This window comes from Actibacterium sp. MT2.3-13A, from assembly GCF_018139985.1.
GTDB lineage: Bacteria > Pseudomonadota > Alphaproteobacteria > Rhodobacterales > Rhodobacteraceae > JAGSOU01.
In genome coordinates, this window is record NZ_JAGSOU010000046.1 from 1 (window position 1) to 1252 (window position 1252).

At 63.9% G+C, this 1252-nt stretch carries 1 protein-coding gene; it reads left to right on the forward strand.

What is annotated here, in order from left to right; all coding sequences use genetic code 11:
- The first annotated feature begins 66 nt into the window (after positions 1 to 66).
- A protein-coding gene (locus tag KCI33_RS17820; protein ID WP_212526151.1) for an IS3 family transposase occupies positions 67 to 1226 on the forward strand; the annotation gives its coding sequence in 2 pieces (ribosomal slippage) (positions 67 to 316 and positions 316 to 1226; 1161 coding nt in all).
- Positions 1227 to 1252 lie beyond the last annotated feature (26 nt).

The following is a 1252-nucleotide window of genomic DNA, read 5'->3' on the forward strand; positions in this document are numbered from 1 at the left end:
TGACCTGCCCCCCACGAAGTCCCGCACCATGATGTAGAGTCTGCTCAACCCTGAAGGAGCAGACGAATGCGAAAGAGCCGTTTCACCGAGGCGCAGATTATCGGGATGATCAAAGAACAGGAGACCGGGATGCCGACGGCTGAGGTTTGCCGCAGGCATGGCCTTAGCCCGGCGACGTTCTACAAGCTGAAGTCCAAGTATGGCGGCATGGAGGTATCCGAGGCAGCCAGGCTGAAGGCGCTTGAGGACGAGAACGCCAAGCTGAAGCGCCTGCTGGCCGACACGATGCTCGACAACGTCGTCCTGAAAGACCTGCTGGGAAAGAACTGACGACGCTGACCAAGCGGCGAGAGGCAGCGCTGCGGGCGATGCGGGATCACGATATCTCGCAGCGCCGGGCCTGCCGGCTTGTCGGTGTCGATCCCAAGACGGTCCGGCGCACACGCCCGCCGGACTGCCCCGAGATCCGCGAGGAGATGAAGGACATCGCCGGGAAGCGGCGCCGGTTCGGCTATCGCCGGATCGGCGTGCTGCTCGAACGCAAGGGCATGATCATGAACCACAAGAAGCTCTATCGGCTCTACCGGGAGGAAGGGCTGTCGGTGAAGCGACGACGCGGGCGCAAGCGGGCCCGCGGCACACGCACGCCGATGCCGCAGGCGGCGCATCCCAATGCCCGCTGGTCGCTCGACTTCCTGGCGGACAGCTTCGGCGCCTCGCGCAAGTTCCGCATCCTGGCGGTGATCGACGATTGCTGTCGCGAGAACCTGTGCCTGATCGCCGATACCAGCATCTCGGGCGCTCGTGTCGCCCGAGAGCTGGATGCGCTGGTCAGGATCTACGGGAAACCCGCCTGCATCGTCAGCGACAACGGGACCGAGTTCACGAGCCGGGCCATCCTGAGGTGGGCCGATCAGAACGCCGTCCCTTGGCACTACATCGATCCAGGCAAGCCGCAGCAGAACGCCTTCATCGAGTCGTTCAACGGCAGCCTGCGCGACGAGCTTCTGAACGAGGAGATCTTCGATACCCTGGACGACGCCCGCCGGAAGCTGGCGCTCTGGCGCTACGATTACAACACCGTCAGGCCGCATTCATCGCTCGGGAACCAAACGCCGCTCGAGGCGCGCCGGACGCTTGAGCAATTTGAGAGCTCCGCTCCCGGCGCGCTTGCCCAAACCGACCAACCCAACTACCAATCCCAAACCCGCAGACTCTCGTTATGAACGAGGGACCACCGGGGGGCAGGTCA